The sequence below is a fragment of the Micromonospora sp. NPDC018662 genome (genome assembly GCF_044391475.1).
In the GTDB taxonomy this organism is placed as follows: domain Bacteria; phylum Actinomycetota; class Actinomycetes; order Mycobacteriales; family Micromonosporaceae; genus Micromonospora.
The window spans coordinates 302,148-328,890 of record NZ_JBISAC010000005.1; the positions used below are offsets into that span (position 1 = coordinate 302,148).

Here is a 26,743-nt window from a genome sequence, read left to right on the forward strand (position 1 = left end):
GTGACCGCCGGACGACGAATGACTGTGCACCCCTCCACCACCGCCGCGCGCTGGCCGGCGCTGCGCCCCTGGCTGGGCGTCGCGGCCCGCCTCGGGCTGGCCACCGTCTGGCTGGTCGCCGGCGGCGCCAAGGTCGGTGACCTGGCCGGCTCCGGCCGGGCCGTGAACGCCTACCAGGTGATGCCGTACGACGTGGCCACCGTGATCGGTGCGGCGCTGCCGTTCGTGGAGCTGGCTCTCGGCCTGCTGCTGCTCGCCGGGCTGGCCACCCGGGTGAGCGCCGGCGTCTCCGCGGCGCTGCTGGTGGTCTTCGTCACCGGCATCGCCTCGGCCTGGGCCCGCGGCCTGGCCATCGACTGCGGGTGCTTCGGCAGCGGCGGCCAGCTCGGCGCCGGCGAGACGCCGAGCTACCTCCCGGAGATCCTCCGGGACCTCGGGTTCCTGGCGCTGGCCGGGTTCCTGCTGATCTGGCCCCGCACCCCGTTCTCGGTGGACGGGTGGCTCGCGGGCGACACCGTGGAGGACGACGATGAGTAGTCGCAAGGGACGCCGGGACGCAGCGAGGGTGGTACGCGAGCAGATCGCCCGGGAGAAGCGGCGCAAGCGCACGCTCTGGACCACGATCGCCGCGGTGCTGGTGCTGGTGATCGCCGGCGGCATCGGCTGGGCCGTCTACTCCTCGCAGAAGTCCGACGACTTCACCGCCCCGCCCGGCGCGAACGCCGCCGGCACCGGCATCGTGGAAGGCAGCGGGCCGGTCACCATCGACCTCTACGAGGACTACCTCTGCCCGGTTTGCAAGCAGTTCCAGCAGGTCAACGGCGAGACCGTCAACCAGCTCGTCAGCGAGGGCAAGGCCACTGTGGTCTTCCACCCGGTCGCGTTCCTGAACCGCTACTCGACCACCGAGTACTCCACCCGTTCCTCGGCCGCCTCCGGCTGCGCCGCGAAGGGCGGCAAGTTCCGCGAGTTCACCGACCAGCTCTTCGCCAAGCAGCCGGCCGAGGGCAGCGCCGGGCTCAGCAACGACGAGCTGATCGACATCGGCGTGGGCGTCGGGCTGAACCGGGACGACTTCGGCTCCTGCGTGAACGACGGCACGTACAAGGCGTGGACCGGGCACGTCACCGACGAGGCCAGCCGGTCCGGCGTCACCGGCACCCCCACCATCAAGGTCAACGGCACCGAGCTGGCGGACCAGGACAAGAGCCCGGACGGCATCCGGGCGGCCGTGGCGGCGGCCGGCAAGTGACCCCCGCACCGCTGCGCCGGGCCGGAATGCTGGTCGCCGCCGCGACCACCGCCCTGCTCGCGTCCGCCTCGCCGGCCGCCGCGCACGGCGCGGACGCGCCGGACGGCACCGACTACCGGGCCACGATCACCGGCGTCGGCCCGGACCGGCCCGGACTGACCGCCCGGATGGTGGAGGCCGGCGCGCGACTGGAGCTGACCAACCGCACCGGCGCCGACGTCACAGTGCTCGGCTACTCCGGCGAGCCGTACCTGCGGATCGGTCCGGCCGGCGTGTTCGAGAACGGCCGCTCCCCGGCCACCTGGCTGAACCGCACCATCGCCGGGGAGACCCGGCTCCCGGCCGAGGCCGACCCGGCCGCCGCGCCGGCCTGGCGGCGGATCGCCGACGGGCCGACCTACCGCTGGCACGACCAGCGCACGCTCTGGCGGTCCGACGGCCCGCCCGCCGCCGTCGCCGCCGACCCGGGCCGCGTCCAGCGGGTCCGCGACTGGGTGGTGCCGCTGCGTGCCGGCGACACCCCGCTCGAGGTACGCGGCACGCTGGACTGGGTGCCGCCGCCCGACCCGTACCCGTGGTGGGTCGCCGCCACGATCGGCTTCCTGGCGATCGGCGCGGCCGGGCTGGTGCCGGCCGGGACGGCGGCCGGCGTCCGCGCGCTGCGTGCGGTGGGCGGGCTGCTCGCCGTGGGTGGCGCGGCCACCGTGGCGCTCACCGTCGGCCGGGCGCTCGACACCGGCACACCCGGGATCGGCGGCCTGCTCGCCGAGCTGGTCACCGGTCAGGTGTGGACGCTACTCACCGGCCTCGGCGCGCTGGCCGCCGGCGGGTACGCGTTGGCCCGCCGGCCGGCCGCCGACTTCACGCTGGCGCTGGCCGGCGCCTGCCTCACGCTGTTCGCCGGCGTGTCCAACCTCGCCGTGCTGTCCCGCGCGGTGCCCCCGGCGGCCGGCCCGGCGCTGCTGACCCGCGTCCTGGTCACCCTGGCGCTGGCCACCGGCACCGGCGCGGTCGCCGCCGGCCTGCTCCGCCTCCGCACCGCCGCCCGCACCGCCCGCTCCACCCCCCGCCCCGCTCACCCCCGCGCTCCCTCGTCCCGCTGACCCGCTGCCCCGCTGCCCCGCTGCCCCGCTGCCCCGCGATCTTGCAGTTGCGGACCACGAATTACGGCTTGTGCCCCTTTTGCGCGGGCCGGAAGTGCAAGATCGCGGGAATGGGGTGGGGCGGTCAGGAGGGGTGGACGGGTGCGGCGAAGCCGTAGGGGAGTTCCAGGCGGTGTTTCGCCAGGACCTCGGCGTCGGCGAGGAGGGCGGGGGTGGGGGCGTCGGCGACGATCCGGCCGCCGTCCAGGATCACCGCGCGGGGGCACAGCTCGGCCGCGTACGGCAGGTCGTGGGTGACCATCAGCAGCGTCACCGGCAGGCCGCGCAGGATCTCCGCCAGCTCCCGGCGGGCCGCCGGGTCGAGGTTCGACGACGGCTCGTCCAGCACCAGGATCTCCGGGCGCATGGCCAGCACGGTGGCCACCGCCACCCGCCGCCGCTGCCCGAACGACAGGTGGTGCGGCGCCCGGTCCCGGTGCTCGCCCATGCCCACCGCCGCCAGGGCCTCGTCGACCCGTTCCGCCAGCTCCGCCCCGCGCAACCCCAGGTTGGCCGGCCCGAACGCGACGTCCTCCGCCACCGTCGGCAGGAAGAGCTGGTCGTCCGGGTCCTGGAACACGATCCCGACCCGGCGACGCACCTCGGCCAGCGTGTCCCGGTCGCGGGAGACGGTCAGCCCGCCCACCTCGACCGTCCCCTCGGTCGGGGCGAGGATGCCGTTGAGGTGCAGCACCAGCGTGGTCTTGCCGGCGCCGTTCGGCCCGAGCAGCGCCACCCGGTCGCCGCGCGGCACCGTCAGGTCCACCCCGTGCAGGGCGACGTGACCGTCCGGGTACGCGTACCGGACGCCACGGACGTCCAGAGAGGGCGGCTGCTGCACGTACCCGATCATTGCAGGACGAGTGCGGCGGCGGCGATGGAGGCCGCGATCACCGGCACCGTCGCGGCGACCGCCCACTGCCCGGCGGTGGCCGCGCCGGCCCCCTGCCAGACCGCCGGCATCCGGCCGGTGTAGCCGCGCGAGACCATCGCCAGGTAGACCCGCTCGCCGCGCTCGAACGCCCGCAGGAAGAGCGCGCCGACACCGGCCGCGAAGCCGCGCAACTGCCACAGGAAACGCGGGTCGTCGCCCCGGGACACCCGGGCCAGCCGCATCCGCCGGGCCTCCCCGACCAGCACCTCCAGGTAGCGCAGCATGAACGTGGCGATCTGGGTGAGGATCTGCGGGCACCGCAGCCGGTCCAGCCCGAGGATCAGGTCCCGGGTCGTCGTGGTCGCCGCCAGCAGGAGCGACGCGAGTACGCCCAGCGTGCCCTTGGCCAGGATGTTGAACGCGCCGTGCAGCCCGTCGACGGAGAGACTCAGCCCGACCGCCTCGACCCGCTCCCCGGCGCCGAGGAACGGCAGCGCGAACGCGAACAGCACGAACGGCAGCTCGATCAGCGCCCGGCCGAGCAGCCAGCGCGGGCCGACCCGGGCCAGCGCCGCCACGGCGGTGACCAGCAGCGCGTACCCGCCGAACGCCCAGTACGCCTCCCGCGGCGTGGCCACCACCGCCACCGTGAACAGCACCATGGCGGTGATCTTCACCTCCGGCGGGAGGCGGTGCACCGGCGAGCCGGACTCCCGGTAGAGCACGTGCCCGTGTCCGGCGCCCATCGTCGTCCTTCCCCGGCTCAGCGGTCGCCGGTGGGGCGGGTGGCGGCGGCACCTACCGGGCCCGTCCCGGCCTCGGTCGTCGGGCCGGCCGGGGTGGCGCGCGTCGGGCCGGCCGGGGTGGCACCTGCCGGGCTGCGGCGGCGGGCCAGCCAGAACAGGCCGCCGCCGAGCGCGAACGTGAGCAGCACGCCGAGCACCCCGGACAGGCCGGTGGAGAGGAAGTCGTTGCCGATCCCCCGGACGCCGTAGTCGGCCAGCGGGCTGTCCGCCAACTCGTGGTCCTTCGCCTGCTGGGCCGGGCAACTGCCGCCGGTGATCTCGTCGTCGGCGTTCACCGTGCAGCCCTCGAGCAGCGACGAGTCCAGCCCGTCCGGGTGCGACGAGGCGTAGTTGCTGACCACACCGGCCAGCAGCAGGGCAACCAGCAGGCCACCGAGGAGGAACGGCCAGGAACGCTTGCTCATCGGGCACCTCCGGCGACCGGGACGGCGGGAACCGGAACGGCTGGCTTCTTCAGGGCGCGCAGCGCGTACACCAGATCGGGGCGGACCTTGGCGACGGTGACCACGGTGGTGGCGGTGATCAGGCCCTCGCCGATGCCGATCAGCAGGTGGGCGACGGCCATGGTGCCGGCCAGCCCGCCGAGGTTGCCGCCGAGGTCGGTGGTGCCGCCCAGCCAGTACTGCAGCACGAAGCCCTGCGACGCGACCACGACGCTGACCAGCGCGGAGACGAACGCGGTGACCGCCAGCCCGGCCGGGGTACGCGGCAGCACCCGCAGCAGCAGCGCGATCAGCAGGTACGCGGCGGCGGTGCCGAGGATCGCCATGTTTGTGATGTTCAGGCCGAGCATGGCCACCCCGCCGTCGCCGAACACCAGAGCCTGCACGACCAGCACCACTGCCACGCAGAGCGCGCCCACCCAGGGGCCGACCAGCAGCGCGGCGAGCGCGCCACCGAGCAGGTGGCCGCTCACCCCGGCGGTGAAGATCGGGAAGTTGAGCATCTGCACGGCGAAGATGAACGCGGCCACCAGGCCGGCCATCGGCGCCAGCCGGTCGTCGAGATCGGCCCGGCCGCGCAGCACGCAGAACGTGAGCGCGGCGAGCGCGAAGGCCGCGAAGATCGCGGCGACGGGACCGTCGATGATCCCGTTGGAGATGTGCATCGCCAGGGTTTCCACGGGCCGAGCCTATTTCCCGGGCGGTGTTGTTGCCAATCCCTTGCAACAAGCCATGGTGATGATCACCGTCCGCCGCGCGTCGCCGCCCGCCACCGACCCCCGCACGGCGGTATCGTTCCCGCCATGACCGACCGCCTGAACCCCGGCGACCCCGCCCCCGAGTTCACCCTCCCCACCGACGACGGCGGGACGCTCGCCCTGGCCGACCTGCGCGGCCGCAAGGTCATCCTGTACGCGTACCCGGCCGCCATGACGCCCGGCTGCACGAAGCAGGCGTGCGACTTCCGCGACTCGCTCGCCTCGCTCCAGGCCGCCGGCTACCAGGTGGTCGGCATCTCGCCCGACAAGCCGGCCAAGCTGGCGAAGTTCCGCGAGCGGGACGCGATCACGTTCCCGCTGGTCGCCGACGAGGACAAGGCGGTGCTGACCGCGTACGGGGCGTACGGCGAGAAGCAGTCGTACGGCCGCACCGTCACCGGCGTGATCCGCTCCACGTTCGTCATCGACGCCGACGGCAAGGTCGAGCGGGCGCTCTACAACGTCAAGGCCACCGGCCACGTCGCCAAGCTGCGCCGCGACCTCGGTCTCGACTGAACCCGTCGGAGGGTTCCGTTACCGTCGGCACGTGGTTCGTTACAAATACTCCCCCGAGCGGTTGGCCGCAGCGGCGGCGCAGGCCCACGGCGTCACCGAAGTGATGCGGCTGCTCGGGGTGCGGATCAGCGGCGGGTCGCACGCGCACATCAGCCGGCAGCTCAAGCGCTTCGGCATCGACACCTCACACTTCACCGGGCAGGCGCACAACCGGGGCGGGCGGGGCGTCCGCCTCCCGGTGACGGCGCTGCTCACGAACCGCCCGGAGGGCAGCCGCAGAGTTGCCGGCCACCGACTCAAGCGGGCGCTCCGCGCGATCGGCCTGCCGGAGGAGTGCGAGGCGTGCGGGATCGGTGCCACCTGGCAGGGTGCGCCGCTCACGCTGCACGTCGACCACATCAACGGCGACTTCCTGGACAACCGGCCACGCAACCTGCGGCTGCTCTGCCCGAACTGCCACAGCCAGACCGCCACGTACGCCGGCAACCGTAGGCCGGCCGTGCCGGCACCGGACGTGGTCTACGATCCGGAGGCTGTGACACCGACCGGCTTCCCGATCGGCAGGCGCCTGCGGCGTCGGCCAGAATGGCCGTGGAGGACGACGGTGTTCACCGTGAAGGGGTCGTAGCCCAATTGGCAGGAGGCATGCGGTTTAGGTCCGCACCAGTGCGGGTTCGAGTCCCGCCGGCCCTACCACCCGGTCACCGGTGCCGTTCGGCACCGGCGGCTGTCGGGAAGGTCACGAACGCAGGTCCGGGCCCCGTCGTCACGCGCAGGATGGCGGCGTGGACCTGCGTTTCGTGCTCGACCCCGACCTGACCCCCGAGCTGCGCGAACAGCTCGTCGCCCTCTGGGTGGACGTGACAAACGCCGGCGGCGCGGTCGGCTTCGTCGCCCCGGTGAGCGCCGCCGAGGTGCGGCCGGTCGCCGACTCGACGCTCGCCGAGGTCGCCGGCGGGCCGGACCGGCTGCTCGCCGGCTACGAGGGTGACCGGCTGGTCGCCGTCCTCGTCATCGCCGACAACCGCTTCCACCTGAAGACGCACTGGCGGGTGCTCAAGCGCGTCATGGTGCACCCCGACACCCAGGGGCGCGGGCACGGCGCGGCGCTGATGCGGGAGGCCGAGCGGGTGGCCGGCGCGCTGGGCGTGGCGGCGCTGCACGTGACGATCCGCGACGGCCTCGGCCTGGACCGCTTCTACCGTCGCCTCGGCTACCGCGAGGTCGGCCGCCTCCCCGCCGCCCTCCGCCTCTCCCCCACGGACTCCCGAGACGAGATCCTCATGTGGCGGGACCTCCCCCGCCGGTAACCGCCCACCCTCCCCCCCCCTCCCCCCCTGGGCCGCTCCGGTGTGCTGATTCACGGAAAGAGTGGCTGTTCCGGGCCGGATGGCCACTGTTTCCGTGAATCAGGGGCCCGGGGTGGGGTGGGGTGGGGTGGGGGTCAGGCGCAGGTGGGGGCGGCGGCCTCGCGGAGCGGCGTGAGTGGGGGTGGGGCGGTCGGGAGTGGGGTGAGCGGGGGTGGGCTGGACGGGGATGACGTGGGCGGGGGTGGGGAGGCGGGACGGCTGGCGGTCGGGGTCGGGGTCGGACGAATCGGCGACGAGCGGGACGGCTTCGCGGTGCGGGCGGTGGTCGCCGTGCCGGCTCCGTACATCCGGGTGCCGCTGCGCTGCACCTGGCCGGGGAGCATCCTGACGCCGGTGGCGGTGACCCGGTGGCCGTACACGTCGGTGACCCGGATCGAGTACGGGCCGGGGCCGGCGCCGGACGGGATCAGCCAGTAGTTGTAGTCCTCCCGGGCCGCCGCGCGCCACGATCCACCCTGTCGGACCTCCACCGAGCGCAGCGGGTTGCCGTGGTCGCCGACCAGGACGGCGAACCACCACTGCGACGCGCCCTCCTTGAGGCGGAACGTGAGCGGGCCGGGCAGCGGCGGGTCCACCACGGCCCGGTAGCTGACCTGCACCACGCCCTGCACCGGCTCGGCGATCCGGGCGAACGCCTCGGCGGAGAGGTCGAGGTGGCCGGGCGCGCACTCCGGGCACTGGTCCATGACGAGCACCCGGACGGTGCCGCGCGGGCCGGTGACGTCGAGGAAGCCGCCGCAGGACGCGCCGGCCGCGTACTCGCTCGGGCCGAGCGCGACGTAGAGCCGGTTGGCCGGCGCGGCGGGCCGGGAGCAGTTGCCGCCGGCCCCCTTCGAGTCGTAGAACGTGGCCTTGCCGGTGTGCGCGACGCCGCCGACCGGCGGGGCGGCCAGCGGCAGGGCCGCACGCGGTGGGACGGCGGCCGGCGGCGGGGCCGCACGCGGTGGGACGGCGGCCGGCGGCAGGGCCGCCCGGGGTGGGGCGGCGCAGGCGGGTGCGGCGCCGCCGCGTACCGCGAGGGTCACCGCGACCCCGGCGGCGAGCGTGGCCAGGCCGGCGGCGACGAGCCGGCGGCGGGCCCGGCCCGGGGCGCGGCGGCCGGTCCGGGCGAGCGGGTGCTCGTCGCCGGTGGGCGTCGGTGGGTGGGGCGCGCTGCCGTCGGTCACGCCGGTCGATGCTGCCGGACCGGGTGGTCGCCGGACAAGCGGGCTAAGCGAAAGCTAAGGACGCCTGGCACGCGCCGGCCGGACGAGGGTCACCGCGCCGGAACGTGAATCGACAACTACTACGTGGAGAACTGGTCGCTGTGGCTCGACATCAAGATCGTGCTGCGGACCGTGACGGAGGTGTTCCGGGGCGCCGGCCGCTGAGCGCGGGCAGCGCGTCGGTCAGGTCCGCGTGCCAGTCCCCCGGCGGCGGAAGCTTCGCGGCGGCCCACCGGTCGTGGGCCAGCACGCTGTAGCGGGGCCGGGGCGCCGGGCGCGGGAAGCGGTCGCTGGTGGTCGGGCGGACCCGCTCCGGGTCGAGGCCGCGCAGCGCGAACACCGCGCGGGCGAGGCCGTACCAGGTCGTCTCGCCGGACGCGGTGCCGTGGTAGACGCCCGGCGGGGCGTCGCCGGCCAGCGCCGCGTCGGCGAGCGCGACGAGCCGCTCGGCGAGCCGGTACGACCAGGTGGGTTGCCCGTGCTGGTCGGCCACCACGTCGAGCCGGTCGCGTTCGGTGGCGAGCCGCAGCACGGTGCTGACGAAGTTGCGCCCGTGCGTGCCGTAGAGCCAGGCGGTCCGCACCACGTACCCGCGCTCGGGCAGCAGCCGGGCCACCGCCCGCTCCCCGGCGAGCTTGCTCCGCCCGTACGCGTTGACCGGGCCGGTCGGCGCGTCCTCCGGGTACGGCTCGTCGGCGTCGCCGCCGAACACGTAGTCGGTGGAGACGTGCACCAGTCGGGCCCCGGTGACGGCGCAGGCCCGGGCCAGGTGTGCGACCGCGTCGCCGTTGACCGCTGTGGCGTCGGGCTCACGGCTCTCCGCCGCGTCCACGTCGGTCCAGGCGGCGGCGTTGAGCACCACGTCGTGCCCGGCGACCGCGTCCCGCACCGCGTCGGGGTCGGTGACGTCGAGGTCGGCGCGGGTGGTGGCGGTGACGGCCCGGTCCGGCCGGGCGCGCAGCACGGCCAGCAGGTCCCGCCCGAGCATTCCGCCGGCGCCGGTGACCAGCAGCCGGGTCATCCGTGTGCCGCCTTCAGCGGCTCCCACCAGGCCCGGTTCTCCCGGTACCAGTTGACGGTGGCGGCCAGCCCTCGGTCGAGGTCGATGCTCGGGGCGTACCCCAGCTCGGTCTTGATCTTGGTGATGTCGAGTGAGTAGCGGCGGTCGTGGCCCTTGCGGTCGGCGACCGGCACCACCCGGTCCCAGCCGGCGCCGCAGGCCGCCAGCAGCCGGCCGGTCAGCTCCCGGTTGGTCAGCTCGGTGCCGCCGCCGATGTGGTAGACCTCGCCGGCGCGGCCCTTCTCCTGCACCAGCGCGATGCCCCGGCAGTGGTCGTGCACGTGCAGCCAGTCCCGGACGTTGCCGCCGTCGCCGTAGAGCGGCACGGTGCCGCCGTCGAGGAGGTTGGTGACGAAGAGCGGGACGATCTTCTCCGGGAACTGGTACGGCCCGTAGTTGTTGGCGCAGCGGGTCACCACCACGTCCAGACCGTGGGTGCGGTGGTAGGCCAGCGCCAGCAGGTCCGCGCCGGCCTTCGAGGCCGAGTACGGGGAGTTCGGCGCCAGCGGCCACTCCTCCGTCCAGGAGCCGGCGTCGATCGAGCCGTACACCTCGTCGGTGGAGACGTGCACGAACCGGCGGACGCCGTGGCGCAGCGCGGCGTCCAGCAGCGTCTGGGTGCCCAGCACGTTCGTGGTGACGAACGGTGCCGCGCCGGTGATGGAGCGGTCCACGTGCGACTCGGCGGCGAAGTGGACGATCACGTCGTGGCCGGGCACCACCTCGTCGACCAGCGCCGCGTCGCAGATGTCGCCGCGGACGAAGCGCAGGCGGGAATCGTCGCGCACCGGGTCGAGGTTGGCCGGGTTGCCGGAGTAGGTGAGCTTGTCCAGCACGGTCAGCGCGGCGGGCTCGGGGTCCGGCGTCCACGCCGCGTCGCCGCCGGGCCGCCCGAGCAGCATCCGGGCGTACGCCGAGCCGATGAAGCCGGCGCCGCCGGTGACGAGGATCCTCACGGGTGGAGGAGTTTACGCGACGGTACGCTCCGCGGGTGCGCGGAATCCTTCTCGCCGGTGGCACCGGATCCCGACTCTGGCCGATCACCCGGGCCGTCTCCAAGCAGCTCATGCCGGTGTTCGACAAGCCGATGGTCTACTACCCGCTCTCCACGCTGGTGATGGCCGGGGTACGGGAGATCCTGGTGATCACCACACCGGAGGACCGCCCGCAGTTCGAGCGGCTGCTCGGCGACGGCGGCCAGTGGGGCCTGCGGCTGGCGTACGCCGAGCAGGCCCGACCGGAGGGCATCGCGCAGGCGTTCCTGATCGGCGCGGACTTCATCGGCGACGGGTCGGTCGCGCTGATCCTGGGTGACAACATCTTCCACGGCGTCGGCCTGGGCCGGCAGCTCGCCGAGCACGGCGACCCGGCCGGCGGGCGGGTCTTCGCGTACCCGGTGGCCAACCCGGCCGACTACGGCGTGGTCGAGTTCGACGCGGCCGGCCGGGTGCTCTCGATCGAGGAGAAGCCGGCCCGGCCCCGCTCCCGGTACGTGGTGCCCGGCCTCTACTTCTACGACAACCGGGTGGTCGACATCGCCGGCAAGCTCGCCCCCAGCGCCCGGGGCGAGTTGGAGATCACCGCGGTGAACGAGACCTACCGCGGGTGGGGCGAGCTGTCCGTGACCGTGCTCGACCGGGGCACCGCCTGGCTGGACACCGGCACGTTCACCTCGATGATGCAGGCCGCCGAGTTCGTCCGGGTGATCGAGGAGCGTCAGGGCATGAAGATCGGCTGTGTCGAGGAGGTGGTCTGGCGGTCCGGGCTGATCGACGACGAGCGGCTGCGCGCCCTGGCCCGCCCGCTGACCCGCAGCGGCTACGGCGACTATCTGCTGGGCCTGCTGGCCGAGCGGCCGGCCGCCGTGGGGAGCGGGTCGTGAAGATCCGGCCGCTGGGCATCGAGGGAGCCTGGGAGGTCACGCCGCAGCAGCACGGCGACCCGCGCGGGCGCTTCCTGGAGTGGTACCGCTTCGACCGGCTCGCCGAGACCGTCGGGCACCCGCTGCGGCTGGCCCAGGCCAACATCTCGGTCTCCGCGCGGGACGTGGTGCGGGGCATCCACTTCGCCGACGTCCCACCCGGCCAGGCGAAGTACCTGACCTGCGTCCGGGGGGCGGTGCTCGACGTGGTGGTGGACGTCCGGGTCGGCTCGCCGACGTTCGGCCGGTGGGAGACGGTACGCCTCGACGACACCGACCGGCGGGCCGTCTACCTCGCCGAGGGGCTGGGGCACGGCGTCTGCGCGCTGACCGACGACGCCACGCTGAGCTACCTCTGCTCCACCACGTACCGGCCGGCGGCCGAGCACACCGTGCACCCGCTCGATGAGGACCTCGCCATCGACTGGCCGACCGCTACGCCGCTGCTCTCGGCGCGGGACGCGGCCGCGCCGAGCCTCGCCGAGACGCGGGCGGCGGGCCGGCTGCCCGACTACGAATCCTGCCGTTCCTTCACCGCCGGGCTGGACACCCGCCCGTCCCGTTGAGCCCACTCACCGTCTAGGCAGCCTTGCCAGGTGAAAGTTTTCATGCATAGAGTCGGCGGGTGAATGAAAACGGTGCGTCCAGCGCCGATCGCCTGCTCGATCTCTTCCACGGCGTCCGCCTCACCCCGACCCAGCGCCGCATCGCGCACTGCCTGGTGCGCCACGCGGGCGCGGCGGCGTACCTGTCCGCGGCGGAGGTGGCCGAACTGGCCGGGGTCAGCCAGCCGTCGGTGACCCGGTTCGCCATCACGCTCGGGCACGACGGCTACCCCGCGCTGCGCCGCCGGCTGCGGGAACTCACCGCCACCCAGGCGGCGGCGCCGGCCGCCACCGGGAACCCGCTGCAACGGGCGGTGCACGCCGAGATGGACAACCTCGACCGGCTCGCCGGGCAACTCGCCGACGCCGACCGGATCGCCGAGGTGGGCAAGCTGCTGGCGGCCACCCGTCCGCTGCCGGTGCTCGGGCTGCGCGCCGCCGCGCCGCTGGCCGCGTACTTCGCGTACTTCGCCGCGAAGGTGCACCCGGACGTGCGGGTCCTCGACGACGGTGGCAGCCTGCTCGCCGACCGTCTCGACCAGGCGGTCGCGGCCGGCGCCACCGCGCTGCTCGCGTTCGTGCTGCCCCGCTACCCCCGGGAGACGCTGGACGCGCTGCGCGAGGCCCGCGACGCCGGGCTGACGGTGGTGGCCATCACCGACTCCCCGGTCAGCCCGGCCGTCGACCACGCCGAGGTGGTGCTGCCCGCCGCGGTCGGCACCGACCTCGTCTTCGACCTGCACACCGCCCCGATGACAGTGGCCATGGTGGTGTTGCAGGCGATCTGCGACGCCGCCCCGGCCGAGACCCAGGCCCGGCTCGAGGCGTTCGAGTCGTCCGCCGCCCGCCGCCAGTTGTTCCTCGGCTGAGAGGAGTACGAGATGCACCAGCCCGTCCGCGCCGCCCGCGGCACCGTACGCACCGCGAAGGGGTGGCCGCAGGAGGCCGCCCTGCGGATGCTGATGAACAATCTCGACCCGGAGGTGGCCGAGCGCCCCGAGGATCTCGTGGTCTACGGCGGCACCGGGAAGGCGGCCCGGGACTGGCCGTCCTACCACGCGCTGGTGCGGACGCTCACCGAGCTGCGCGACGACGAGACCATGCTGGTGCAGTCCGGCCGGCCGGTCGGGGTGATGCGCACCCACGAGTGGGCGCCGCGCGTGCTGCTGGCCAACTCCAACCTGGTCGGCGACTGGGCCACCTGGCCGGAGTTCCGCCGCCTCGAATCGCTGGGCCTGACCATGTACGGGCAGATGACGGCCGGTTCGTGGATCTACATCGGCACCCAGGGCATCCTCCAGGGCACCTACGAGACGTTCGCCGCGGTCGCCGCCAAACGTTTCGGTGGCACGCTGGCCGGGACTCTGACGCTCACCGCCGGCTGCGGCGGGATGGGCGGCGCGCAGCCGCTCGCGGTTACCATGAACGGCGGTGTCTGCCTGATCGTGGACGTGGACCGCAGCCGCCTGGAACGGCGCGCGCACGACCGTTACCTGGACGAGATCGCCGACTCGCTGGACGACGCGGTCGCCCGCGCGCTGGCCGCGAAGCGGGACCGGCGGGCGCTCAGCGTCGGCGTGGTCGGCAACGCGGCCACCGTCTTCCCCGAGCTGCTGGCGCGCGGCGTCGAGATCGACGTCGTGACCGACCAGACCAGCGCGCACGACCCGCTGTCGTACCTGCCGGAGGGGGTGGACCCCGCCGACGCGCGGGACTACGCGGCGGCCAAGCCGGCCGAGTTCACCGACCGGGCGCGGGCGTCGATGGCGCAGCACGTCGAGGCGATGGTGGGCTTCCTCGACGCGGGCGCTGAGGTGTTCGACTACGGCAACTCGATCCGGGGCGAGGCGAAGCTCGGCGGCTACGAGCGGGCGTTCGACTTCCCCGGTTTCGTGCCGGCGTACATCCGGCCGTTGTTCTGCGAGGGCAAGGGCCCGTTCCGGTGGGCCGCGCTCTCCGGCGACCCGCGCGACATCGCCGCCACCGACCGGGCCATCCTCGACCTGTTCCCGGAGAACGAGTCGCTCGCCCGGTGGATGCGGATGGCCGGCGAGCGGGTCGCGTTCCAGGGCCTGCCGGCCCGGATCTGCTGGCTCGGCTACGGCGAGCGGGACCGCGCCGGGGTGCGGTTCAACGAGATGGTCGCCTCCGGCGAGCTGAGCGCGCCGGTGGTGATCGGCCGGGACCACCTGGACTGCGGCAGCGTGGCCAGCCCCTACCGGGAGACCGAGTCGATGGCCGACGGCTCCGACGCGATCGCCGACTGGCCGCTGCTCAACGCGCTGGTCAACACCGCCAGCGGGGCGTCCTGGGTGTCCATCCACCATGGCGGCGGGGTGGGCATCGGCCGCTCGATCCACGCCGGCCAGGTCTGCGTCGCCGACGGCAGCACACTCGCCGGGCAGAAGATCGAGCGGGTGCTCACCAACGACCCGGCGATGGGCGTGATCCGGCACGTGGACGCCGGCTACGACGACGCCCGCGAGACCGCCGCGCGCACCGCCCTCCGCATCCCCATGGCCGAGCGGTAAGGAGGGGCCCCTTGTTAACGCATTCTGCATGTGAAGGGCCCCTTCCTAACACGTTCCGCGCGTTGTGGGACGAGATCGCGCCGGTTGGGCGGGACGCTGGCAGCGGCGGCTACCTGCGGTACGCGCTGACCGAGCCGGAGCTGCGGCTGCGCGAGTGGTTCCGGGATCAGGCCGACGCCCGCGGGATGCCCGTGCAGCAGGACGGCAACGGCAACCTGTTCGCCTGGTGGGGCGACCCGGCGGCCGGCGGGGCGGTGCTCACCGGCAGCCACTTCGACTCGGTGCCGCACGGCGGCGGGTACGACGGGCCGCTCGGCATCGTCAGCGCGTTCCTCGCCGTGGACGAGCTGCGGGCCGCCGGGACCACCCCGCCCCGGCCCGTCGTGGTGGCCGCGTTCGTGGAGGAGGAGGGCGCGCGGTTCGGCGTACCCTGCCTGGGGTCGCGGCTGCTCACCGGCGCGATCGACGCCGACCGCGCGGCCGGGCTGCGCGACCAGGCCGGGGTGAGCTTCGCCGACGCGCTGGGCGCGCGGCCGGCGGGCGCCGACCCGGCGCTGCTCGGCCGTTTCGCGGCGTTCGTGGAGCTGCACGTCGAGCAGGGCCGCGCGCTCGTCGACACGGACGCGCCGGTCGCGGTGGCGTCCGCCATCTGGCCGCACGGCCGGTGGCGGTTCGACTTCACCGGCGAGGGCAACCACGCCGGTACGACCCGGATGGCCGACCGCCGCGACCCGATGCTCACCTACGCGTTCACCGTGCTCGCGGCGAACAAGGAGGCCCGGCTGCGCGACGCGCACGCCACCGTGGGCCGGGTGTCCGTCGAGCCGAACGCCACAAACGCGATCCCGTCCCGGGTCACCGGCTGGCTGGACGCGCGGGCGGCCGAGGCGGAGACGCTGGACGGCCTGGTCGAGGCGGTACGCGCCAAGGCCACCGAGCGGGCCGGCCGGGACGGCACCGCGCTGACCTGCACGCGGGAGTCGACGACCCCGCTCGTCGCGTTCGACGGCGGGCTCGCGCGGCGGCTGGTCGAGCTGCTCGACGCGCCGACGCTGCCGACCGGCGCCGGACACGACGCCGGGGTGCTGGCCGCGCACCTGCCCACCGCGATGCTGTTCGTACGGAACCCGACCGGGGTGTCGCACTCCCCCGCCGAGTCCGCCACCGACGCCGACTGCGCGGCCGGGGTGACCGCCCTGGCCCGGGTGCTGGAGGAGCTGGCATGCCGCTGACCCGCTGGCTGGCCGAGTACGCCTGGCTGCCGGACCACACCGAACCCACGCCGGACGTGCTGATCGAGGCGACGGACGGGCGGCTCACCACGGTCACGCCGCTGACCGGTGGTGGCCCGCCGACCGCCGGCGTCGCGGTGGACGCCGTCCGGCTGCCCGGCCTGACGCTGCCCGGCCTGGCCAACGCGCACTCGCACGCGTTCCACCGGGCGCTGCGCGGGCGCACCCACGGCGGCCGGGGCGACTTCTGGTCCTGGCGGGACCTGATGTACGAGGTGGCTGCCCGCCTCGACCCCGACTCCTACCTGGCGCTGGCCCGCGCCGCGTACGCGGAGATGGCGCTCGCCGGGATCACCTGCGTGGGCGAGTTCCACTACCTGCACCACGGCCCGGACGGCAGCCCGTACGACGACCCGAACGCGATGTCCGCCGCGCTGGTGGAGGCCGCCGCGCACGCCGGGATCCGGCTCACGCTGCTGGACGCCGCGTACCTGACCGCGGGCGTGGACGGCGCGGAGCTGGCCGGCCCGCAGCGCCGGTTCGGCGACGGCGACGCGCTGCGCTGGGCGGAGCGGGTCGACGCGTTCCGCCCGGCCGACGGGCACGTCCGGCTCGGTGCGGCGATCCACTCGGTGCGCGCGGTGCCGGCCGGGCAGCTCGCCACAGTGGCCGGCTGGGCGGACCGGCACGGGCTGCCGCTGCACGCGCACGTCTCCGAGCAGCCGGCCGAGAACGACGCCTGCCGGGCCGTGCACGGCTGCACCCCGACCCGGCTGCTGGCCGACCACGGCGTGCTCGGCCGGCACACCACCGCCGTGCACGCCACCCATCCCACCGCCGCCGACGTCACGCTGCTCGGCGACACCGGCACCGGCGTCTGCCTCTGCCCCACGACCGAACGGGACCTGGCCGACGGGATCGGCCCGGCCCGGCGGATCGCCGAGGCGGGTAGCCCGCTCAGCCTGGGCAGCGACAGCCACGCCGTGGTCGACCTGTTCGAGGAGGCCCGCGCGGTGGAACTGGACGAGCGGTTGCGCACCCGCAGACGCGGGCACTTCGGCGCCGCCGAACTGCTCGCCGCCGCGACGGTGACCGGCCACGCCGCGCTCGGCTGGGGCGACGCCGGCCGGCTCGCCGTCGGCCACCGGGCCGACCTGGTGACGGTACGGCTGGACAGCGCCCGCACCGCCGGGGTGCCGCCGGTCGGCGTGTTCTTCGCGGCCACCGCCGCCGACGTCACGCAGGTGGTGGTGGACGGCCGGACCGTGGTGGCCGACGGCCAGCACCTGACCGTTGACGTCCCGACCGAACTCAGGGACTCGATCGCGGCGGTGACCCCATGAGGGGCAGCCTGCTGGTGGACAACATCGGTGAGCTGGTCACCAACGACGGCCGGGGCGGCGACCCGCTGGGCGTGCGCCGCGACGCCGCCGTGCTGGTCGAGGACGGGCAGGTGGCCTGGGTCGGTCCGGCCCGCTACGCGCCGGCCGCCGACCGGCGGATCGACGCCGACGGCGCGGCGGTGCTGCCCGGCTTCGTGGACAGCCACGCCCACCTGGTCTTCGCCGGGGACCGGGCCGCCGAGTTCGCCGCCCGGATGGCCGGCGAGCCGTACACCGGCGGCGGCATCCGCACCACCGTCGGCGCGACCCGGGCGGCCTCCGACGACGAGCTGCGCGCCACAGTCGGCCGGCTGCGCGCCGAGATGCGGCGGCAGGGCACCACCACCGTCGAGATCAAGAGCGGGTACGGCCTGACCGTCGCCGAGGAGGCCCGCTCGCTGCGGATCGCCGCCGAGTTCACCGAGGACACCACGTTCCTCGGCGCGCACGTGGTCCCCGCCGAGTACGCCGACCACCCGGACGACTACGTGGGTCTGGTGTGCGGGCCGATGCTGGCCGCCGCCGCGCCGTACGCCCGCTGGATCGACGTGTTCTGCGAGCGGGGCGCGTTCGACGTGGACCACGCGCGCGCCATCCTCGCCTGTGGACAGGCGGCCGGGCTGGGCGTCCGGCTGCACGCCAACCAGCTCGGCCCCGGGCCGGGCGTCCAGCTCGGGGTGGAACTGGGCGCGGCCAGCGTGGACCACTGCACCCACCTGTCCGACGCCGACGTCGACGCGCTGGCCGGTTCGACCACCGTCGAGTGGCTCTCCGGGCCGCCGACCAGCACGGTCGCCACGCTGCTGCCCGGCGCCGAGTTCTCCACCCGGTCGCCCTACCCGGACGCCCGCCGCCTGCTCGACGCCGGCGTCACCGTGGCGCTTGCCACCGACTGCAACCCCGGCTCGTCGTACACCTCGTCGATGCCGTTCTGCGTCGCGCTCGCCGTACGCGAGATGCGGATGACCCCGGCGGAGGCGGTGTGGGCCGCGACCGCCGGTGGGGCGGCGGCGCTGCGCCGCACCGACGTCGGCCGGCTGACCCCCGGCTCCCGGGCCGACCTGGTCGTCCTCGACGCCCCGACCCACCTGCACCTGGCCTACCGGCCGGGGGTGCCACTGATCCGCCAGGTTCTGCACAACGGAGTGCCACGATGACCACCGTCACCATCCTGTCCACCGGGGTCTCCCCCGCCGACGTGCTCGCGGTCGCCCGCGGCACCGCCACGGTCGCGCTCGACCCCGCCGCCGTCGAGGCGATGGCGACCAGCCGGTCCATCGTGGACGGCATCGAGGCCGCCGGCCGCCCGGTGTACGGCGTCTCCACCGGGTTCGGCGCGCTCGCCAACACGTTCGTCGCGCCCGAGCGGCGGGCCGAGTTGCAGCACGCGCTGATCCGCTCGCACGCGGCCGGCGTGGGCGCGCCGATGCCGCGCGAGGTGGTGCGGGCCATGATGCTGCTGCGGGTACGCTCGCTCGCGCTCGGCCGCTCCGGCGTCCGGCCGCTGGTCGCCGAGGCGCTGGTGGACCTGCTCAACCACGAGATCACCCCGTGGGTGCCGGAGCACGGCTCGCTGGGCGCGTCCGGTGACCTGGCGCCGCTGGCGCACTGCGCGCTGGTGCTGCTCGGCGAGGGCTGGGTGCTCGGCCCGGCCGGGGAACGGCTCGACGCCGCCGAGGCGCTGCGCCGCGTCGGGCTGGCCCCGATCGAGCTGGCCGCCAAGGAGGGGCTGGCGCTGATCAACGGCACCGACGGCATGCTCGGCATGCTGCTGCTGGCGATCCGGGACGCCCGGCACCTGTTCGCCATGGCCGACGTGACCGCGGCGCTGGCCATCGAGGCGATGCTCGGCTCGGAGCGGCCGTTCCTGCCCGAGCTGCACGCCATCCGCCCGCACCCCGGCCAGGCCGCCTCGGCCGCGAACATCCACCGGCTGCTTCAGGGCTCGGCGGTGATGGACTCGCACCGTGACGACCTGGCCCACGCGGTGCAGGACGCGTACTCGATGCGCTGCGCGCCGCAGGTGGCCGGCGCGGCCCGGGACACGCTCGACTTCGTCGAGGTGGTCGCCGGCCGGGAACTGCTGTCCGTGGTGGACAACCCGGTGGTGCTGCCGGACGGGCGGGTCGAGTCGACCGGCAACTTCCACGGCGCGCCGCTCGGCTTCGCCGCCGACTACCTGGCCATCGCCGCCGCCGAGGTGGGCGCGATCGCCGAACGGCGGGTGGACCGGCTGCTCGACGTGGCCCGCAACCGGGACCTGCCGGCGTTCCTCTCCCCCGACGCCGGGGTGAACTCCGGGCTGATGATCGCCCAGTACACCGCCGCCGGCATCGTCGCGGAGAACCGCCGGCTGGCGGCCCCCGCCTCGGTCGACTCGCTGCCCACCAGCGGCATGCAGGAGGACCACGTCTCGATGGGCTGGGCGGCCACCAAGAAACTGCGCACCGTGCTGGACAACCTGACCAGCGTGCTCGCGGTGGAGCTGCTGGCCGCGGTACGCGGACTCCAGCTCCGCGCGCCACTGGAGCCGTCCCCCGCCGGCCGGGCCGCGCTGGACGCGCTCGGCGACACGATCGGCGCCCCCGGCCCGGACGTCTTCCTCGCCCCGCTGATGGAGGCAGCCCGCTCCGTAGTCGCCGGCCCGTCCCTGCGCGCCGCCATAGAGCGGACGACCGGCCCCCTCGCCTGACCCCCACCCCCTTTTTCGCGCTGATTCACGGAAAGAGTGGCTATCCGACGTCGGATGGCCACTCTTTCCGTGAATCAGCAGCGAGGGGTCAGCGGCGGAGGGGTCAGGCGTTCGGGGGGAGGACCTTGGCGATGAGCTTGGCCAGGTCGCGCAGCGCCTTGCCGCGGTGGCTGACCGCGTCCTTCTCCTCGGGCGTCAACTCGGCGTTGGTCCGCTCCTGCCCGTCGCCCAGGAAGATCGGGTCGTAGCCGAAGCCCCCCTCGCCGCGCGGGGCGCGCAGCAGCCGCCCCGGCTGCCGGCCGTCGACCAGGTGCTCCTTGCCGCTCGACAGCACCAGCGCCACAGTGCAGACGAACGCGGCGCCGCGGTGCTCGTCCGGCACGTCGGCCACCTGGTCCAGCAGGAGCTGGAGATTCGCCTGGTCGTCGCCGTGCCGGCCGGACCAGCGGGCGCTGAACACGCCGGGCATGCCGTTGAGCGCGTCCACCGCGATGCCGGAGTCGTCGGCGATGGTCGGCAGGCCGGTCCGCCGGCAGCCCTCCCGCGCCTTGATCAGCGCGTTCTCGCCGAACGTCAGGCCGGTCTCCGGCAGCTCCGGATATTCCTCGACGTCGTCCAGGCCGAGCAGGGCGATCCGGTGGGCGCCGAGCGCGCCGTCCAGGATCCGCTGCAACTCGACGAGCTTCTTACGGTTACGGGTGGCCAGGAGCACCTTGTTGTCGGTCACAGGTTGAGCGCCTTCCGCTGTGCGTCGGCCAGATCCAGGCAGCCCGCCACGCCCAGGTCGAGCAGCGCGTCGAGCTGGTCGCGGGCGAAGACGCCGGCCTCACCCGTGCCCTGCACCTCGACGAAGTCGCCGGCGCCGGTGCAGACCACGTTCATGTCGACCTCGGCGGTCACGTCCTCGGCGTAGCAGAGGTCGAGCATCGGCGCACCGCCGATCACGCCGACGCTGACCGCGGCCACCGAACGGTGCATCACCTTCTCCACCTTGCCGGTGAGCGACTTGCGCTCGGCCAGCCAGCTCACCGCGTCGTACAGGGCGACATAGGCGCCGGTGATGGCCGCGGTGCGGGTGCCGCCGTCGGCCTGGAGCACGTCGCAGTCGAGCACTATCGAGTTCTCGCCCAACGCCTTAAGGTCGACGCAGGCGCGCAGGCTGCGACCGATCAGCCGGGAGATCTCGTGGGTGCGCCCACCGACCTTCCCGCGCACGCTCTCCCGGTCGGAGCGGGTGTTGGTGGCCCGGGGCAGCATCGCGTACTCGGCGGTCACCCAGCCGAGCCCGGAGCCCTTGCGCCAGCGCGGCACCCCCTCGGTGACGCTGGCCGTGCAGAGCACCCGCGTCGCGCCGAACTCGACGAGCACCGAGCCCTCCGGATGGGTGCTCCAGCCCCGGGTCAGGGTCACCGGTCGGAGTTGGTCGGGCCGCCGCCCGTCAGGTCGCGCCATGCCTGCACCCTATGCGGTACGCCGATCGCACCGCCTGCGGGTGCCCGCGTGCGCTCAGACGTCGTAGCCGGCGCCGGCGCGGACCACCTCGACCGGCCCGGCGTACGCGCCGACTGCCGACTCGACGGTGTCCGACTCGCTGCCCCAGGCGGGGACGAGATGGGTGAGCAGCAGCCGACCCACGCCCGCCTTGGTGGCCGCCTCACCGGCCTCCCGGCCGGTCAGGTGCAGATCCGGCGGATTGTCCATCCCGTCCAGGTAGCTGGCCTCGCAGAGGAACACGTCGGCGTCCTGGGCCAGGCGCAGCAGCGCCTCGCAGGGTGCCGTGTCGGCGGAGTAGCAGAACACCCGGCCGCCGTGTTCCAGCCGCACCCCGTACGTCTCGACCGGGTGGTTCATCCGGTCGACGGTGACGGTGAACGGGCCGATCGGGAACGTGCCCGGCTGGAGGCCGTAGAACTGGTAGACGTCCTCCACCGAACCCTCCTCCTGCCCGTACGCGCTGGCCAACCGGTCGGGCGCGCCGGAGGGCGCGTACATCGGCAGCGGCGGGTACGGGCCGTCCGGCGCGTACCGGCGCACCACCACGTAGTTCACCGCGTCGAACATGTGGTCGCAGTGCAGGTGGGTGAGGAGGATGGCGTCGGGGGCGTGCAGCCCGACGTAGCGCTGCAGCGTGGAGAGCGAACCCGCCCCGAAGTCGATCAGGAGGCGGAACCCGTCGGCCTCCATGAGATAGGCCGAGCACGGGGATTCGGGGCCGGGGAAGCTGCCCGCACAGCCGAGGACGGTCAGTCGCATCCGGTTGCCTCGATCTCACCGTGGGTAGTCGACGCGTCGGCAGCCGCCCCGCCGTTGATCTCCATCGACGCGCTCGCCACGCTGCGCAGCCTACGCGGCGGCCCGGTCGGGCAAGAATCATCTACCGGAAGTTGTCATCAACGTGACACCCATACACGTCCGGATCCGGGAGATCGCGGCGATCCGGCCGGTGTGTCCCACCGACCGGACCGCCGCCGGGCCGTCAGGCCCAGAGTTGACCCTCCAACGCGTCCTCCGCGTCCGCCAGCGTGCCGCCGTACGCCCCGGTCGACAGGTATTTCCACCCGCCGTCGCAGACCACGAACGCCACGTCGGCGCGGCGGCCGGCGCGGACCGCCTCGTGCGCCACGGCCAGCGCGGCGTGCAGGATCGCGCCGGTGGAGAAGCCGGCGAAGATCCCCTCCACCTCGACGAGCTGCCGGGTACGCAGCACCGCGTCCCGGGTGCCCACCGAGAAGCGCCGGGACAGCACCCCGGCGTCGTACAGCTCGGGCACGTAGCCCTCGTCGATGTTGCGCAGGCCGTAGACCAGCTCGCCGTAGCGCGGCTCGGCCGCCACGATCTGGATCCCGTCGACCTTCTCCCGCAGGTAGCGGCCGGTGCCCATGAGCGTGCCGGTGGTGCCCAGCCCGGCCACGAAGTGGGTGATGCCCGGCAGGTCGTGCAACAGCTCCGGCCCGGTCGTCTCGTAGTGCGCCCGGGCGTTCGCCTCGTTGCCGTACTGGTAGAGCATCACCCAGTCCGGGTGCTCGGCGGCGATCTGCTTGGCGGTGGCGACGGCCTGGTTCGAACCGCCGGCCGCCGGCGAGAAGATGATCTCCGCGCCGTACATCCGGAGCAGTTGCACCCGCTCGGTGGAGACGTTCTCCGGCATCACGCAGACCAGCCGGTAGCCGCGCAGCTTCGCCACCATGGCCAGCGAGATGCCGGTGTTGCCGCTGGTCGGCTCCAGGATGGTGTCGCCCGGACGGAGCCGCCCGGCAGCCTCGGCCGCCCGGACCATGAACAGGGCCGCGCGGTCCTTGATGCTGCCGGTCGGGTTCCGGTCCTCCAGCTTGGCCCAGAGCCGCACCGGCGGCGCCCCGTCGGGCACGGTCGGGGAGAGCCGGGGCAGACCGACCAGCGGCGTGCCGCCGGAGGCGTCGAGCAGGCTGTCGTACCGCGCCATGGCCGGCCGCCTAGCGGACGGCGGCGGTGGCGCGCGCGGAGACGGCGTGCGACGCGATCGCCGCCGCCGCGGCGAAGCCGAACGCGCCGCCGGCCACCGCCGGCAGGATGGTCACGCTGTCGCCGTCGTTGAGCTTCGCGTCGAGCGCGCCGAGGAAGCGGACGTCCTCGTCGTTGACGTAGACGTTGACGAACCGGTGCAGCGCGCCGGCGTCGGTGACCAGCCGGCCCCGCAGGCCGGCGTGCCGGGAGTCCAGGTCGGTGAGCAGGTCGGCGAGCGTGTCACCGCTGCCCTCGACGACCTTCGCGCCGCCGGTGTAGCTGCGCAGGATGGTGGGGATGCGAACCTCGATGGCCATGGTGTCTCGTGCTCCTCGTTCAGGGTCGTGCCAGGTGACGGACAGGAAAGGGCGTGCCGGCGCTGGGGGTCAGCGGCCGGAACACTCGTAGTCGACCGTCGCCGGGCTCTGCCCGAACATGTAGGACTGGACGGCGTTCGGGTCCACGGCGGCGTCCACGATCTCGACCGGCTCCTCGGTGACCACCCCGTCGACGATCCGGAAGGAGCGGATCTCCTCGGTGTCCGGCTCACGGGTGGAGACGAGCAGGTAGTGCGCACCCGGCTCGCCGGCGAAGGAGACGTCCGTGCGGGACGGGTAGGCCTCCGTCGCGGTGTGCGAGTGGTAGATGACGACCGGTTCCTCGTCGCGGTCGTCCATCTCGCGCCAGACCCGCAGCTGCTCCATCGAGTCGAACTCGTAGAACGTCATCGAGCGGGCGGCATTGTCCATCGGGATGTGCCGGGTCGGGGTGTCGCTGCCGGCGGGACCGGCGACCACGCCGCACGCCTCGTCGGGGTGGTCCCGGCGCGCGTGGGCCACGATCGCGTCGATGATCGACCGGTCGATGCTCAGCACGCCGACCAGACTAGCGCCTGGCCGCCCCGGGCGGCGAGGTGGCCGCCGTCACCACTCAGTCGATCAGCGCGTTGAGCAGGGACTCCTGGAGGTATCCGAGATAGGCGTAGACCGACAGTTGGAACACCCGCGACGAGGCCGGGTCCGTGGCGACCGCGTCGTCCAGCTCCTCGCCCAGGTCGGTGCCGTCCTTGATCTCCAGCCGGACGCCCATCGCCAGCCGGGCGTCGTTGAGCGCCCGCAGCCACGCCTCGGCCGCCTCCGCGTCCAGCCGCACCTCGCCGCCCGCGTCGCCGTCGGGCAGCGCGGCGAGGATCGCGCCGGCCTGGTCGATCTTCGCGGTCTTCAGGTCGCCCTCGGTGTAGCGGCGGAACTCGGCGGTGCCGGCGTCGTCGTCCGGGTAGACCTCCGGGAAGAGCCGGCCGACCACCGGGTCGCCGTGGTCGAAGCCGTCGGTCAGCAGCCCGACCACCTCGGAGGCGACCTTGCGCAGCACCCGCACCTCGTCGACCGCGAAACTGGCCACGTAGCGGTCGCCCCGGCGACGGAACATGCTCATGAGCGGTCCACCGTCGCCCACAGCCCGTACGCGTGCAGCTGCGCCGCGTCGTGCTCCATGCGTTCCCGGGCCCCGCTGGAGACCACCGCCTTGCCCTTGTGGTGCACGTCCAGCATGAGCTGCTCCGCCTTCTCCCTGCTGTACCCGAAGAGCTTCTGGAACACCCAGGTCACGTACGTCATCAGGTTGACCGGATCGTCCCAGACGATGGTCACCCATGGCCGGTCGGAGACCGGCACCTCTGCGGTGTCCGGCGTCTCGACCGGCGCAACCTGTGGAGCCGCCATGCCCCCCATCGTGCCACCGGATCCGCCGAACCGATGAACCGGAACGGCGCGGCGGTCGGGATCGACCGCCCGGACCGCCTGCGCGGGGCCGGGACGGCGCACGGCCGCCCCGCCCTCAGGCGAGCAGGATGCCGTGGTCGACAGCATCGGCGAGCACCGTGCCCAGCGAGAGACGGATCACCTCGAAGCGGCGGGACACCTCGCGGGACAGTTCGAGTTCCACCTCGCGCAGGGCGCGCTGGGCCCAGGACCGGGCGGCGTTCGGATCGTCGTTGCCCGGCGCCCGCCAGTGCTGCCAGCAGCCGCCGTTGAGCGCCACACCGACCGGCGGCAGCGCCTCGTCGCGTGCCGCGCCGGGCAGCCCGGCCAGCGCGTCCAGGGCGCCGGCGCCGGCCAACGCGGCGACCCCGGCGGTGCTGGTGACCAGCAGCACCCGGTCGAGCTCCCGGCCGTCCGGATGGTCGGCGAGGCCCCAGCGCACGGCGTGGGTGATCCGCCGGCGTACGCCCTCGGCGAGCGGTGCGCCGAACATCCGGGCGGCGGCGTCGTCGACCATGCCGCGCACCGCCTCGTCGCACTGCGCGGTGGCGAGCAGCGACAGCGCCTCCAGCTCGCGGTCGAGCAACTGCGGCAGGCCGGCGCAGCCGACCCCGAACACGATCTCCTGGACCACCCGGAGGTGGATGTTGGCCAACTCCAGCGCGAGGTGCTGGCGGATCCGCTGGGCGCAGGAGCGGGCCTGGCGGTCGAGCCGGTCGGCCAGGTCGGCCGGCTCCACCCCGGCCAGCACCGGCACCCGGCCGTGCGCGCCGGGCGGCTCGGGCGGCCGGGCGCTGGCCCGACGCAGCCCCTCGACGGCGGCCCACCCGACCAGCGCGCGGCGCAGGTCCGGCAGCTCGGCGCGGCGGGCCGGGAACCACCGGGCCGGGGCGAGCGCGGGCACCGCGGCCAACAACGCCGCCCGGTGCGCCGCGATGGAGACCACCACCGGGTCGAGCGGACCGGCGGGGCCGGGCGGGCCGGACCGGCCGGGCGACGGCACGGACGCCCCCGTGCCCTCCGCCGTCGCGCCGTCCGCCGGCGCCGCCCAGCCGGTCACGCCCGGGGTGACGACGAAGAACACCTCGACCGGGGCCCGCGCCACCTCCGCCAGCAGGTGCAGCTCGACCGCGCTGAACGCCTGGTCGGCGGCGATCACGAAGAGCAGCGCGCCGGCCCGGCCCACGGCGTCCCGCAGTATCCGGCCACCGGCCACCCCGAGCGCGGCGGTGTCCGGCGTGTCGAGCACCGCGAAGTGCCGTAGCAGCGGATCGGTCAGGCTCAGCTCGACCCGGCGCGGCGGCCGGGCCAGCGCGGGACCGGCGGCGAGCGGGTCGATGCCGTAGGCGTGCGGCTGGCGGTAGCCCGGGACGTACGCCGCCCGGGTGGCGACCTTGGCGTGGTTGACCAGCAGGTGACTGCCGGCGGGCACGGCCAGCGTCCCGGCCGGCACCCCGAGCAGGCCGGCGATCAGCTCGCGCCGCCCCGCGCCGGCCGGGCCGGCCGCGACCACGGCGAGTGGCTCGTCCGGGCCGGGGTCGGTCACGCCGAGGCGGGTCGAGAGCGGGGCGCATCGCGGCGGCTCGGCCGGGCCGCGCGGATCGGGCACGTCGACCGAAGGGAGTGGACCCGGCTTCATCAGGCGGCCTCCCGGTGAGGCGATCGGGCTCGGCCCGGTCGCGGGGAATCTTCCCCGGCGGGGATGTCGGAA

General features: G+C 74.3%; 30 protein-coding genes and 1 tRNA gene. 15 read left to right on the top strand and 16 right to left on the bottom strand.

Annotated features, from left to right (window positions below; genetic code table 11):
* Nucleotides 1-18: 18 nt before the first annotated feature.
* From ACH495_RS17915 to ACH495_RS17925, 3 genes are read left to right on the top strand one after another with little or no spacing between them, the layout of a single operon-like run.
* Nucleotides 19-537 carry a MauE/DoxX family redox-associated membrane protein gene (locus ACH495_RS17915; protein WP_396858827.1) on the top strand — a complete coding sequence of 173 codons (519 nt, stop codon included), beginning with the start codon at nt 19-21 and terminating at the stop codon, nt 535-537.
* Nucleotides 530-1,252, top strand: coding sequence for a DsbA family protein (locus tag ACH495_RS17920; protein WP_396858828.1), 723 nt, complete (start codon nt 530-532; stop codon nt 1,250-1,252). The genes ACH495_RS17915 and ACH495_RS17920 overlap by 8 nt, the downstream gene beginning before the upstream one ends.
* On the top strand, nt 1,249-2,355 hold the full coding sequence (locus ACH495_RS17925) for a hypothetical protein (RefSeq protein WP_396858829.1): 1,107 nt from the start codon (nt 1,249-1,251) through the stop codon (nt 2,353-2,355). Before ACH495_RS17920 ends, ACH495_RS17925 begins: the two co-directional genes overlap by 4 nt.
* 124 nt (nt 2,356-2,479) lie before the next feature.
* On the opposite strand, the gene ACH495_RS17930 is transcribed toward ACH495_RS17925, so the two are convergent.
* From ACH495_RS17930 to ACH495_RS17945, 4 genes are read right to left on the bottom strand one after another with little or no spacing between them, the layout of a single operon-like run.
* Entirely contained in the window at nt 2,480-3,247 is a 768-nt protein-coding gene (locus tag ACH495_RS17930) for an energy-coupling factor ABC transporter ATP-binding protein (protein WP_396858830.1), read from the bottom strand.
* Nucleotides 3,244-4,014 (bottom strand): cobalt ECF transporter T component CbiQ, encoded by a 771-nt coding sequence (gene cbiQ / locus ACH495_RS17935; protein ID WP_396858831.1) that lies wholly within the window; start codon nt 4,012-4,014, stop codon nt 3,244-3,246. Before cbiQ ends, ACH495_RS17930 begins: the two co-directional genes overlap by 4 nt.
* 17 nt (nt 4,015-4,031) lie before the next feature.
* Nucleotides 4,032-4,478, bottom strand: coding sequence for a PDGLE domain-containing protein (locus tag ACH495_RS17940; RefSeq protein WP_396858832.1), 447 nt, complete (start codon nt 4,476-4,478; stop codon nt 4,032-4,034).
* Nucleotides 4,475-5,197 carry an energy-coupling factor ABC transporter permease gene (locus tag ACH495_RS17945; RefSeq protein WP_396858833.1) on the bottom strand — a complete coding sequence of 241 codons (723 nt, stop codon included), beginning with the start codon at nt 5,195-5,197 and terminating at the stop codon, nt 4,475-4,477. Before ACH495_RS17945 ends, ACH495_RS17940 begins: the two co-directional genes overlap by 4 nt.
* Nucleotides 5,198-5,320: 123 nt before the next feature.
* Between ACH495_RS17945 and bcp the strand changes: the two genes are divergently transcribed.
* From bcp to ACH495_RS17965, 4 genes are all read left to right on the top strand, one after another.
* The gene (bcp, locus tag ACH495_RS17950) at nt 5,321-5,791 is read left to right on the top strand and encodes a thioredoxin-dependent thiol peroxidase (RefSeq protein WP_396858834.1); all 471 of its coding nucleotides are present in this window, start codon (nt 5,321-5,323) and stop codon (nt 5,789-5,791) included.
* A gap of 31 nt (nt 5,792-5,822) precedes the next feature.
* A complete protein-coding gene (locus tag ACH495_RS17955) occupies nt 5,823-6,419 on the top strand; it encodes an HNH endonuclease (protein WP_396858835.1) in 597 nt (198 codons plus the stop codon).
* Nucleotides 6,410-6,487, top strand: a tRNA-Leu gene (locus tag ACH495_RS17960). The genes ACH495_RS17955 and ACH495_RS17960 overlap by 10 nt, the downstream gene beginning before the upstream one ends.
* 89 nt (nt 6,488-6,576) lie before the next feature.
* A complete protein-coding gene (locus tag ACH495_RS17965) occupies nt 6,577-7,101 on the top strand; it encodes a GNAT family N-acetyltransferase (protein ID WP_396858836.1) in 525 nt (174 codons plus the stop codon).
* Nucleotides 7,102-7,235: 134 nt separating this feature from the next.
* Here the strand turns inward: ACH495_RS17965 and ACH495_RS17970 are convergent, their stop codons facing one another.
* The 3 genes from ACH495_RS17970 to rfbB all read right to left on the bottom strand — a co-directional run bounded on the left by ACH495_RS17970 (nt 7,236) and on the right by rfbB (nt 10,382).
* Nucleotides 7,236-8,327 carry an expansin EXLX1 family cellulose-binding protein gene (locus ACH495_RS17970; protein ID WP_396858837.1) on the bottom strand — a complete coding sequence of 364 codons (1,092 nt, stop codon included), beginning with the start codon at nt 8,325-8,327 and terminating at the stop codon, nt 7,236-7,238.
* A gap of 151 nt (nt 8,328-8,478) precedes the next feature.
* On the bottom strand, nt 8,479-9,387 hold the full coding sequence (gene rfbD / locus ACH495_RS17975; RefSeq protein WP_396858838.1) for a dTDP-4-dehydrorhamnose reductase: 909 nt from the start codon (nt 9,385-9,387) through the stop codon (nt 8,479-8,481).
* Complete coding sequence (rfbB, locus tag ACH495_RS17980) at nt 9,384-10,382, bottom strand: dTDP-glucose 4,6-dehydratase (RefSeq protein WP_396858839.1); 999 nt, start codon at nt 10,380-10,382, stop codon at nt 9,384-9,386. Before rfbB ends, rfbD begins: the two co-directional genes overlap by 4 nt.
* Before the next feature lie 35 nt (nt 10,383-10,417).
* Here rfbB and rfbA point away from each other — a divergent pair, with 35 nt between their 5' ends.
* The 8 genes from rfbA to hutH are packed head-to-tail and all read left to right on the top strand — an operon-like array spanning nt 10,418 to nt 19,789.
* Complete coding sequence (gene rfbA / locus ACH495_RS17985) at nt 10,418-11,308, top strand: glucose-1-phosphate thymidylyltransferase RfbA (protein ID WP_396858840.1); 891 nt, start codon at nt 10,418-10,420, stop codon at nt 11,306-11,308.
* Complete coding sequence (locus tag ACH495_RS17990) at nt 11,305-11,913, top strand: dTDP-4-dehydrorhamnose 3,5-epimerase family protein (RefSeq protein ID WP_396858841.1); 609 nt, start codon at nt 11,305-11,307, stop codon at nt 11,911-11,913. Before rfbA ends, ACH495_RS17990 begins: the two co-directional genes overlap by 4 nt.
* Nucleotides 11,914-11,972: 59 nt before the next feature.
* Complete coding sequence (locus tag ACH495_RS17995) at nt 11,973-12,821, top strand: MurR/RpiR family transcriptional regulator (RefSeq protein ID WP_396858842.1); 849 nt, start codon at nt 11,973-11,975, stop codon at nt 12,819-12,821.
* A 12-nt stretch (nt 12,822-12,833) separates the two neighbouring features.
* On the top strand, nt 12,834-14,483 hold the full coding sequence (hutU, locus tag ACH495_RS18000) for a urocanate hydratase (RefSeq protein WP_396858843.1): 1,650 nt from the start codon (nt 12,834-12,836) through the stop codon (nt 14,481-14,483).
* Nucleotides 14,484-14,494: 11 nt separating this feature from the next.
* Nucleotides 14,495-15,715: an allantoate amidohydrolase gene (locus ACH495_RS18005; RefSeq protein ID WP_396858844.1), complete on the top strand. Its 1,221-nt coding sequence runs from the start codon at nt 14,495-14,497 to the stop codon at nt 15,713-15,715.
* Nucleotides 15,712-17,058 (top strand): formimidoylglutamate deiminase, encoded by a 1,347-nt coding sequence (locus ACH495_RS18010; RefSeq protein WP_396859002.1) that lies wholly within the window; start codon nt 15,712-15,714, stop codon nt 17,056-17,058. Before ACH495_RS18005 ends, ACH495_RS18010 begins: the two co-directional genes overlap by 4 nt.
* Nucleotides 17,055-18,254: an imidazolonepropionase gene (hutI, locus tag ACH495_RS18015; RefSeq protein ID WP_396858845.1), complete on the top strand. Its 1,200-nt coding sequence runs from the start codon at nt 17,055-17,057 to the stop codon at nt 18,252-18,254. Before ACH495_RS18010 ends, hutI begins: the two co-directional genes overlap by 4 nt.
* Nucleotides 18,251-19,789, top strand: a complete 1,539-nt coding sequence (gene hutH, locus ACH495_RS18020; protein ID WP_396858846.1) for a histidine ammonia-lyase — start codon at nt 18,251-18,253, stop codon at nt 19,787-19,789. Before hutI ends, hutH begins: the two co-directional genes overlap by 4 nt.
* A gap of 103 nt (nt 19,790-19,892) precedes the next feature.
* Here the strand turns inward: hutH and rdgB are convergent, their stop codons facing one another.
* The 9 genes from rdgB to ACH495_RS18065 all read right to left on the bottom strand — a co-directional run bounded on the left by rdgB (nt 19,893) and on the right by ACH495_RS18065 (nt 26,671).
* On the bottom strand, nt 19,893-20,516 hold the full coding sequence (rdgB, locus tag ACH495_RS18025) for an RdgB/HAM1 family non-canonical purine NTP pyrophosphatase (RefSeq protein ID WP_396858847.1): 624 nt from the start codon (nt 20,514-20,516) through the stop codon (nt 19,893-19,895).
* Nucleotides 20,513-21,241, bottom strand: a complete 729-nt coding sequence (rph, locus tag ACH495_RS18030; protein WP_396858848.1) for a ribonuclease PH — start codon at nt 21,239-21,241, stop codon at nt 20,513-20,515. The genes rdgB and rph overlap by 4 nt, the downstream gene beginning before the upstream one ends.
* 54 nt (nt 21,242-21,295) lie before the next feature.
* On the bottom strand, nt 21,296-22,042 hold the full coding sequence (locus tag ACH495_RS18035; RefSeq protein WP_396858849.1) for an MBL fold metallo-hydrolase: 747 nt from the start codon (nt 22,040-22,042) through the stop codon (nt 21,296-21,298).
* A 223-nt stretch (nt 22,043-22,265) separates the two neighbouring features.
* On the bottom strand, nt 22,266-23,231 hold the full coding sequence (locus ACH495_RS18040; protein WP_396858850.1) for a PLP-dependent cysteine synthase family protein: 966 nt from the start codon (nt 23,229-23,231) through the stop codon (nt 22,266-22,268).
* A 10-nt stretch (nt 23,232-23,241) separates the two neighbouring features.
* On the bottom strand, nt 23,242-23,589 hold the full coding sequence (locus tag ACH495_RS18045; RefSeq protein WP_396858851.1) for a MoaD/ThiS family protein: 348 nt from the start codon (nt 23,587-23,589) through the stop codon (nt 23,242-23,244).
* A gap of 69 nt (nt 23,590-23,658) precedes the next feature.
* Entirely contained in the window at nt 23,659-24,147 is a 489-nt protein-coding gene (locus tag ACH495_RS18050) for a Mov34/MPN/PAD-1 family protein (protein ID WP_107162394.1), read from the bottom strand.
* 55 nt (nt 24,148-24,202) lie between these two features.
* Nucleotides 24,203-24,706, bottom strand: coding sequence for a DUF2017 domain-containing protein (locus tag ACH495_RS18055; protein WP_396858852.1), 504 nt, complete (start codon nt 24,704-24,706; stop codon nt 24,203-24,205).
* Nucleotides 24,703-24,993: an ATP-dependent Clp protease adapter ClpS gene (gene clpS, locus ACH495_RS18060; RefSeq protein ID WP_343443222.1), complete on the bottom strand. Its 291-nt coding sequence runs from the start codon at nt 24,991-24,993 to the stop codon at nt 24,703-24,705. The genes ACH495_RS18055 and clpS overlap by 4 nt, the downstream gene beginning before the upstream one ends.
* Before the next feature lie 115 nt (nt 24,994-25,108).
* The gene (locus ACH495_RS18065; protein ID WP_396858853.1) at nt 25,109-26,671 is read right to left on the bottom strand and encodes a hypothetical protein; all 1,563 of its coding nucleotides are present in this window, start codon (nt 26,669-26,671) and stop codon (nt 25,109-25,111) included.
* Nucleotides 26,672-26,743: the final 72 nt, after the last annotated feature.

Excerpts from the sequence above, each read along its gene's own strand:
- bcp (WP_396858834.1), top strand. The coding sequence starts at position 5,321 with ATGACCGACCGCCTGAACCCCGGCGACCCCGCCCCCGAGTTCACCCTC.
- ACH495_RS18035 (WP_396858849.1), bottom strand. The coding sequence starts at position 22,042 with ATGCGACTGACCGTCCTCGGCTGTGCGGGCAGCTTCCCCGGCCCCGAA.
- hutH (WP_396858846.1), top strand. The coding sequence starts at position 18,251 with ATGACCACCGTCACCATCCTGTCCACCGGGGTCTCCCCCGCCGACGTG.
- ACH495_RS17915 (WP_396858827.1), top strand. The coding sequence starts at position 19 with ATGACTGTGCACCCCTCCACCACCGCCGCGCGCTGGCCGGCGCTGCGC.
- ACH495_RS18065 (WP_396858853.1), bottom strand. The coding sequence starts at position 26,671 with ATGAAGCCGGGTCCACTCCCTTCGGTCGACGTGCCCGATCCGCGCGGC.
- rph (WP_396858848.1), bottom strand. The coding sequence starts at position 21,241 with ATGGCGCGACCTGACGGGCGGCGGCCCGACCAACTCCGACCGGTGACC.
- hutU (WP_396858843.1), top strand. The coding sequence starts at position 12,834 with ATGCACCAGCCCGTCCGCGCCGCCCGCGGCACCGTACGCACCGCGAAG.
- ACH495_RS18055 (WP_396858852.1), bottom strand. The coding sequence starts at position 24,706 with ATGAGCATGTTCCGTCGCCGGGGCGACCGCTACGTGGCCAGTTTCGCG.
- hutI (WP_396858845.1), top strand. The coding sequence starts at position 17,055 with ATGAGGGGCAGCCTGCTGGTGGACAACATCGGTGAGCTGGTCACCAAC.
- ACH495_RS18040 (WP_396858850.1), bottom strand. The coding sequence starts at position 23,231 with ATGGCGCGGTACGACAGCCTGCTCGACGCCTCCGGCGGCACGCCGCTG.
- clpS (WP_343443222.1), bottom strand. The coding sequence starts at position 24,993 with ATGGCGGCTCCACAGGTTGCGCCGGTCGAGACGCCGGACACCGCAGAG.
- ACH495_RS17940 (WP_396858832.1), bottom strand. The coding sequence starts at position 4,478 with ATGAGCAAGCGTTCCTGGCCGTTCCTCCTCGGTGGCCTGCTGGTTGCC.
- rfbD (WP_396858838.1), bottom strand. The coding sequence starts at position 9,387 with ATGACCCGGCTGCTGGTCACCGGCGCCGGCGGAATGCTCGGGCGGGAC.
- ACH495_RS18045 (WP_396858851.1), bottom strand. The coding sequence starts at position 23,589 with ATGGCCATCGAGGTTCGCATCCCCACCATCCTGCGCAGCTACACCGGC.
- ACH495_RS17920 (WP_396858828.1), top strand. The coding sequence starts at position 530 with ATGAGTAGTCGCAAGGGACGCCGGGACGCAGCGAGGGTGGTACGCGAG.
- ACH495_RS17930 (WP_396858830.1), bottom strand. The coding sequence starts at position 3,247 with ATGATCGGGTACGTGCAGCAGCCGCCCTCTCTGGACGTCCGTGGCGTC.
- cbiQ (WP_396858831.1), bottom strand. The coding sequence starts at position 4,014 with ATGGGCGCCGGACACGGGCACGTGCTCTACCGGGAGTCCGGCTCGCCG.